Raw genomic sequence first — 6,889 nt, forward strand, 5'->3', positions numbered from 1 at the left:
CATCGTCAACGAACTCCTGTGGCGTGTGAGAACCCTCAGGATGCGCTCGGAGACGATGGCTGCCTGCAAAGAACTCATGCTTCCAGATGTACTACGGCAAGGAGTTCTGCGGCAAGGCGATGGTGGCGTGGGCCCACGAGCGAGGCGTGCAGTTGCGCTTGATCCAGCCAGGAAAGCCCAATCAGAACGCCTACATCGAGAGTTTCAACGGCCGCCTACGCGACGAATGCCTCAACGAGCACTGGTTTCCCACACTGCTGCACGCACGTACCGAGATCGAAACCTGGCGACGGGAATACAACGAGGAACGACCGAAGAAGATCCTGGGAGGTCTGACGCCGGCCGCCTATGCCCAACAACTCGCAGCCAAAGCCGCTACGATTAAATCTGGACTCTAAAGGGCCCCGCTACTGAAAGCGGGGGGACGTCGCGGCGACTGATCCAGGCTGAACCCGTGACAGCCCCAAGCGCCGCCAAACGGACGTAGCGCCAGTCCATTACCAGCACAACGTCCGCTTCCGGCCGACACCTGATACTCGCTACGCAGCAAGTCGAACTGACGCTCGCCCGTTACCTAGACTTTCAATCAAGCTCCTCCGCTCTATATCGGAGGACAGTGCCATCGCCGTCACAGGTCCCGCAATTGTCGCTGTACTCGTCGCTGTAGTCGTTTTGACCACTACCGTCGCACGAGGGGCAATCCACGTCGTCATACCGCCTCAACTCGATCTGGTCAGCGACGCCTCTCGGCATCTGGCATTCGCCTTGACATGCTAGGCATTCTTCCGACCGCCATCGTCCTTTGCCTTTGCACAGCGGACAGTCAACCCAGTCATACTCCCTCAGATCAATCCGATCAGCGATGTGTCTAGGCATCTTGCACTCGCCGTGACACGCAGGGCAATCATTCTCTCCCAATTGTCCATCGCCATCGCAGACAGGACATTCAACTTCTTCATGCGCACTCACATCAACCCGATCAGCCATGTGCTTAGGCATCTTGCAATTGCCGCGACACTCGGGACAATCATCCCCCTTCCATTGTCCTTTGCCTTTGCACAAAGGACAGTCAACTTCGTCGAAATCTGCCAAGTCCACACAGTCCGCGAAGCGTCTCTCCATCTCCCCGTCACCATGGCAAACCGGGCAGTCTTCTCCCTCGTGCAGACCCACTCCCTTGCAGAGCGGACAATTGACAAGCGTGTAGGGCTCAAGGTCAATCTTGTCAGCCCATGCGGAATCGACTTGCTGTTCCCCGTAGCAAACTGGACAATCTGACGCGCCATGAGTGCCGCGCCCCTCGCAGAGCGGGCAATCAACAAACCCTGCAGCCGCACGGAATTCCTCGTCATCCGCCAACGCCGCGGCAGAGGTCAATCGAGCATTCAACGTGGTGTTCCGAACAGAACGCTCGAGCTTCTCCCAAAGTTCTTTAGGAGTACTGGTGTCTTTCTGACTTCCGCGCTTCCGCTTGCCCTCAGCGGTGCTCGCCCTCAACCTCTCTACTGCATCGCCTGCCAGTTTATTGTAGAAGTCCAACTGACCTTCGGTCGCTTTGGCATGAATCGCTTCAATCTCTATCTTCAAGCGCTGACACAGCTGCGCGAGGGCGAAGCACTCCGCGATTGAGTCCGCATGTGACCCCCACTTCGTACGAGTGATATACAGCAGTGTCTTCTTAAAGCCAGCGACGAACTCCCGCACAGCTGCAGCAGGCCCTAGGACACCCGTCTTATCAAACTTGGTATGGTGGTTTGCGCACAGATTAATAAGATTATGGGGATGGTTGCACTTGCCTAATGCCACAGGTTCAATGTGCGCGATCTCGCAAGTGTCCCGGTGAGAGTGACAGACCGCGCACTGGAGAAAGGTCTCGCTTTTCACCTCATCTTTAATCGCTTTAGGGATGTGCGGGCGCTTTCCAGGGTCAGACGGCCATGGTTTGCGCAAGTACTCATCAAACTCGAGGAGTTCCTTACGCGAGTAGGTGAGGTGACTACCCACGGTCTTCACGGACAGCCTCTTGGTCTCTCCCGCTTTAGGCGCACGTTTGGTGAATGATTGCAACAGCTCAGGAGACATTTGAACCAAGGCAGCGGCTGCGAACTCTTCAATATCGTCGTCTTTCGTCGTCACCTTCTTTCGGCCTCGCTATCTAGTGGTGAACGCAGATAATTTGTTAATCAATGCTATACCAGGCATCGGCTCTCACCTCCGCTTACGCGATACGAAAGAGCCGTTTCATTCGGTGCGTATCCCTGGTGGAGCTTTCGGCCGGACGGATCGAGACAGATGATCCCAGCTTTGGTTCGAGAGCCGACGCTAGAAGTCGTGGTCGCGCTAGTAAGCATCCTGGGTCGGCTGATACCTGGGTCCGGTAGAGCGCGCAGATACCGACCAGTGACGCGAGAGCACACAGGTTGGGACGCCCATATGAGGCACCTCGCCGAACGGTCTCTCAGACCTCTTTCCCGAATTCGACCAGGGCAGCAGCACATCCTTCAGCTCAAGGGCTGGCAGGTCCGCAAGCGGGCGCTGGGGCAGCGGCCGAGGATCGAAGCCAAGGTCTCCCGCGCCGAACTTCCGGTCCAGCGTTGGGCCACGGACCTGTGCCGCGTGTGGGGCGGCAAAGACGGCTGGCTCAGCCTGGCGCTGGTGATCAACTGCCATACCCAGCAACTACTGGGATGGCACCTGTCACGGACTGGCAAGGCCAGTACAGCTTCGGCGGCTCTGGAGCAGGGGTTGATCACCCGCTACGGCACGCTGGGCCGCGTGCGGGAGCCGTTCCTGCTGCGCTCGGATAACGGGCTGGTCTTCACCAGTCGCGATTGCACCCGCCTGGTGCGCAGCTACGGCCTGAAACAGGAGTTCATTACCCCGCACTGCCCGCAACAGAACGGGATGGTGGAACGCATGATACGGACCTTGAAGGAGCAGTGCGTGCATCGGCATCGCTTTGAGAGGCAAACCCACACCCTGCGGGTGATTGTTGACTGGATCACCTTCCACAACCAACAGCGCCCACATCAGGCGCTGAAGATGATGACCCCGGACGCTGCTTATGTCGCTACATTAACCGCGTAACCTGAGCAGAAGGCGGTGGGTCATTACAAAAGTTCGAACGACTGGCGGCAACCCAAGCCCGTAGACGCATGCCACGCTCGCGCCCTTCATTGCACGCAAACAATCATTACAACAATGGCCAAAATATTCACAGGCACACCTAGCTTCAAGTCAGTCCAGTTTAGCCCTTCCATGACGGCCTTCCGCTCCGTTGCCGAATGGAGCAACGTTCTAAACTTGCCTGTTGGAGCCATTATCTATCACAGCAACGAATGCCACATACGGGTGTTCATGCAGCTATCTTGGGACGCTGACTTCTGCTCTTTCGACGCTAGTAGTTTCTCAGAGCAGGAGCCAACGGACGCGATAAAGATGACAACGGCAGGCGTAATCGGCCTAGTCCTAACCCCTGAGGATATCCGTAAACTGGCTGCCGGGAACTTAGTACGAACATCAATATTCAGCGCGCTTCTGCGAAAGAATTATGGCTGGATCGAGATGGTGGCACCCATCGTTCACCCTTGGAACATTTCACTCCCTCCCGAAAATCGACGCATCGGCATAGAAAGACCAGTGCCTCAGAGCGAAGGCAACTCTGAATGCCCCTCTCTCTATGAGTTTGCCATCTCACCTACCGGCGCCTGCATTCTGGATCAAGATATGGAGCGCTTCAGGGAGCACTTGTACCATGGCGGCTTTACCAACGACATCTTCTTTGATTCAAAGATAGTTGAAGAACTGCCCCCGTATGTGTCCGTTAAGCTTAAAGAGCTCATCGAGGCAAATCGATTATATTGGCGCAACTATGTAGACGCCGACACCGCAGAGCACGACAGGCGGCGGGCGAGAATGCGCGAGTATCTGCAAGAAGATTTCATCGCTAACTGCGACGAGCAGACATCCAAAGAGGGTCTACTCGAACATGCGATCAGGTTCGCAGACCCAACGGCCGTGCATGAATCCAAGAGACTGCAACCGTCCGCGTCCGCCACAGAGAACCTGCTGATCCTGTTGACCGCGGCCAAGCTCTTCTGGGCCCCACACTTGGCCTGCAACCACAGCTATGAGACCTACCCTGATCGGGACGCTATGGCCGCCTTCTTGCGATTTATGGGAATGAGCAGCTCAAATGCCGCCACGGCAGGTGTCGCAATCATTCGGCCAGAAGGCATAGATAAACCACCCAGACCCCTGAAAGGGACTATCAGACTTACAAAGAAGCGTCAACCGTCAAACTTGTAAGGGAAGACGTACTAACTCCGGAAAAGAAGAATCGGCGCCGTTGCAACGCAAATGCAACGTCCTTCCAATTCCGGAGTAAACGAAATGAAATTCTGTACCAACAAGATTCCGCGGCCCAAGCCCGCCAACCCTTTTTGCAATGCGCACGACGATCAGGGAGACGTTTCTTCCCTCTCTTCGGGCCCTGATGCCAGTGCCAAAGCGCCGCATCTTTCGCACTTGAGCATGGAGCAGCGCCTGAGCGCCCGCCACGTCTGGCAGTTCCTGGATGAGGGCCGTAGCACTTTCTACGCACGCCAGAACCCGAAAGATCCCAGCTACGACCCGCTGTTTCCTCGCCCGATCCCGTCTTCGACCAAGGGAACTGGTCCGCGTCGCTGGAAGCTGGGGGCGATTGTTGCCTGGCTGCAGCTGTGCGAATCGAACGCGGCGAGCGCCTGAGGGGGGACCATGAAGAACGAAAAGATCACCCCCAAGAATGTCGATACTCGCGAAACGCGCGCAGAGCGTGTGATCCGACTGCTTGAAACGACGGCCGTTGATCCCCTGCAGGCGAAACTGCAGGACTTCCATGCCTTCTACCCCGCAATAACTGTCGCGCGCCAGAAGGGGATGAAGACCAAGCAGATCATCAAGATCTTGGCAGACGGCGGTATGAAGCTTTATCCAGCCCTCTTCGAGAAGCTGATGAATGCGATGGAGAATAGCAAGGGGAAGCCCTGCTGCAAGCTCTGTGGTCAGTGCCTGGCAATCACGGCGAGCGGTGTTAGCAAATCTGGGGACACTACTTGCAGTAACGAACCGACTCCGGAAGCACCGCACACGGTGCTCCCGCATCCGTAGTCGCCCGAGCCGGCGCAAACACTAAAGAAGGCGTGATTCACGCCTCTCCACAAGCCTCCACCTTTTCTCGCTCTCGGCCTCTAGGCCGAGAGTATCTGCCCGCGAGCTTCAGAAACATGACCAAGTTCAAACACCATTTTCCGTTCGACCAACTGCCAGAGCTCCGTAGTCTCCCGTTGCGCCGTTTCGACGCGGCCGCCGAAGAGTGCACTATTGCTCGTCAAGTACCGTGCAAGCTGTCCTATTTCACCGCAGCAGCAGCGTGCTGCGCAGCAGCGCAGACGTTGGTCGACGTCGCCAAGCCTGAGGGGGGAACTGTGGGCACCAACGTGTATGCCTTGATCAGTGCAGCCTCTGGTGAGCGTAAGACAGATGTCCGGCGCGACCTTTTTGGCGCTTTCGACCAGATCGATATTGAGCTCAAGGCTCAGTTCGCACGAGAAAGCACCGAGTACGACGCTCACCTGCGCAGCTGGCACCGCATTGAAAAAGCACTCGCCTACGAGCTGAAGTCGGCAAAAGCTCCGGACGGAGTACTTCAGCAAATGGATGATCACGATACGCGCAAGCCGGTTGCCCCAGTTGAAATGCGTGCCTCACTGAAGGAGCCCGGAATGGCACCGCTCAAGCGTGCGTTGAGCGACTTTCCATGCATTTCAATCATCTCGGGTGACTGCGCGACCTATTTGCGGGAGGTAATCCTGCCCAACGACACCATGTTCTGTGACACTTGGAGTGGCGAAAAAATTGATGATCCGCGCGTCACGGTTGCTAACTACTACTGCGAGCAACCGCGCCTCACCTGCCTCCTTATGATTCAGCCGGAAAAATTTGAGCCGATCTTGGAATCCAAGAATGGCAGGGGCGCAATCGACTCAGGATATTTCGGCCGAACGTTGTTCTGCAATGCAGGAACGACTCAAGGTACGCGCTTCCTGAATATCGAAGTGAACAGCGCATCCGTCGGAAGTAATCATCGCGACGTGTTCACCCGTAACATAAGAGAGCTTCTTCTGGAGGGCGTCGATGCCATGCGCGCAACGAAGTATCAGCGCAAGGTACTTCGGTTCAATGAAGAGGCCAGTCGTATGTGGAAGCTGTACTACAACTATGTGGAAGAGCAGCGAGGTATCGATGGCCGCTATTACAAGATCGGCGATTTCGCGAACAAACTTCCCGACAACGTTGCACGAATGGCAGCAGCATTTCACGTGACGGAGCGGCTCGAAGGTGACGAAATTGGCATAGAGTGCCTGATGACCTCCATCTTGATGTGGGACGAATCATCGAAAGACTATGCTCAAACGTTCACTCGGGTTGATCCGGACGAAGCTGATGCCATGCTCTTGTATAGCTGGCTGAAGGAGAAGCTCCTCGACGAGCCTGCTCGGCAGGGTATCCGGGTAGCAAGGCAATACCAGTTTCACTACGTAAGCACCGTCTCTCAGTTCGCACCGTCTCGACGCATGCGTGGCAAAAGCATCCATCCACTGCTTGCCATTCTGGCTCGCAAGGGATTGATTTCGATCCACTTTGATCCGGTTGGTCGCGGGCAGACAGCCGAGAAGATCCGCCTTTTGACGCCGCCGCCCCAGTAGAATCCAAAAGACAGGCGAAGGCATAAGCGTGCTAATGGTGCAAAGGGTTTGCACCATTAGCACGGTCTAGAGGGGGGGGGGGCAGTGGAGCATGGGGGCGGGGGGGGGGGGGGGGGGGGGGGGGGGGGGGGGGGGGGGGG

6 protein-coding genes and 1 pseudogene are annotated in these 6,889 nt (G+C 56.5%); 6 read left to right on the top strand and 1 reads right to left on the bottom strand.

The window, feature by feature from the left end:
- Positions 1-95: 95 nt before the first annotated feature.
- Positions 96-398 (top strand): annotated as a pseudogene (locus QMX78_RS19170) (integrase core domain-containing protein); the annotation flags it as partial.
- A gap of 184 nt (positions 399-582) precedes the next feature.
- Here QMX78_RS19170 and QMX78_RS19175 read toward each other — a convergent pair.
- Positions 583-2,136 (bottom strand): HNH endonuclease, encoded by a 1,554-nt coding sequence (locus QMX78_RS19175; protein WP_197639879.1) that lies wholly within the window; start codon positions 2,134-2,136, stop codon positions 583-585.
- A 297-nt stretch (positions 2,137-2,433) separates the two neighbouring features.
- On the opposite strand from QMX78_RS19175, the gene QMX78_RS19180 reads away from it, so the two are divergent.
- The 5 genes from QMX78_RS19180 to QMX78_RS19200 all read left to right on the top strand — a co-directional run bounded on the left by QMX78_RS19180 (position 2,434) and on the right by QMX78_RS19200 (position 6,749).
- Positions 2,434-3,087 carry an integrase core domain-containing protein gene (locus tag QMX78_RS19180; RefSeq protein WP_282272570.1) on the top strand — a complete coding sequence of 218 codons (654 nt, stop codon included), beginning with the start codon at positions 2,434-2,436 and terminating at the stop codon, positions 3,085-3,087.
- A gap of 171 nt (positions 3,088-3,258) precedes the next feature.
- Positions 3,259-4,308 (top strand): hypothetical protein, encoded by a 1,050-nt coding sequence (locus tag QMX78_RS19185; protein WP_197639881.1) that lies wholly within the window; start codon positions 3,259-3,261, stop codon positions 4,306-4,308.
- Positions 4,309-4,359: 51 nt separating this feature from the next.
- Positions 4,360-4,749, top strand: a complete 390-nt coding sequence (locus QMX78_RS19190; RefSeq protein WP_282272572.1) for a hypothetical protein — start codon at positions 4,360-4,362, stop codon at positions 4,747-4,749.
- Between the two features lie 9 nt (positions 4,750-4,758).
- Positions 4,759-5,151: a hypothetical protein gene (locus QMX78_RS19195; RefSeq protein WP_197639885.1), complete on the top strand. Its 393-nt coding sequence runs from the start codon at positions 4,759-4,761 to the stop codon at positions 5,149-5,151.
- 116 nt (positions 5,152-5,267) lie between these two features.
- Positions 5,268-6,749, top strand: coding sequence for a DUF3987 domain-containing protein (locus tag QMX78_RS19200; protein WP_197639887.1), 1,482 nt, complete (start codon positions 5,268-5,270; stop codon positions 6,747-6,749).
- Positions 6,750-6,889 lie beyond the last annotated feature (140 nt).

It is taken from the genome of Stenotrophomonas sp. PS02298 (assembly GCF_029959445.1).
Taxonomy (GTDB): Bacteria; Pseudomonadota; Gammaproteobacteria; order Xanthomonadales; family Xanthomonadaceae; genus Stenotrophomonas.

Excerpts from the sequence above, each read along its gene's own strand:
- QMX78_RS19185 (WP_197639881.1), top strand. The coding sequence starts at position 3,259 with ATGACGGCCTTCCGCTCCGTTGCCGAATGGAGCAACGTTCTAAACTTG.
- QMX78_RS19180 (WP_282272570.1), top strand. The coding sequence starts at position 2,434 with ATGAGGCACCTCGCCGAACGGTCTCTCAGACCTCTTTCCCGAATTCGA.
- QMX78_RS19195 (WP_197639885.1), top strand. The coding sequence starts at position 4,759 with ATGAAGAACGAAAAGATCACCCCCAAGAATGTCGATACTCGCGAAACG.
- QMX78_RS19190 (WP_282272572.1), top strand. The coding sequence starts at position 4,360 with ATGCAACGTCCTTCCAATTCCGGAGTAAACGAAATGAAATTCTGTACC.
- QMX78_RS19200 (WP_197639887.1), top strand. The coding sequence starts at position 5,268 with ATGACCAAGTTCAAACACCATTTTCCGTTCGACCAACTGCCAGAGCTC.